This is a genomic window from Paraburkholderia sp. SIMBA_054 (assembly GCF_046534875.1).
Lineage (GTDB): Bacteria > Pseudomonadota > Gammaproteobacteria > Burkholderiales > Burkholderiaceae > Paraburkholderia > Paraburkholderia hospita.
Genome location: NZ_JAWRXV010001283.1, coordinates 1 through 251, shown reverse-complemented (window position 1 = coordinate 251; position 251 = coordinate 1). Strand labels below are relative to the sequence as shown.

The window sequence follows — 251 nt, the reverse complement described above, 5'->3', positions numbered from 1 at the left end:
CAGGTGCTGACCCTGTTCGCCTTCTCCAGCGAGAACTGGGGCCGGCCGCAGGAAGAAGTCGATGCGCTCATGAAGCTGTTCCTGCATGCGCTCGACCGCGAGGTCGAGGAGCTGCAGCGGCGTGGCGTGCAGGTGCGCTTCATCGGCGACCGCGCGCGCTTCGCGCCGGTGATCGGCCGGCGCATGGACGCCGCCGAGCAGGCCACCGCCGGCAACGATCGCCTGGTGCTGGCCATCGCCGCCAGCTACGG

1 protein-coding gene is annotated in these 251 nt (G+C 70.5%); it reads left to right on the top strand.

Annotated features, from left to right (window positions below; genetic code table 11):
• On the top strand, positions 1–251 hold a 251-nt coding region (locus SB822_RS59230; protein ID WP_410859393.1), incomplete at both ends, for an undecaprenyl diphosphate synthase family protein.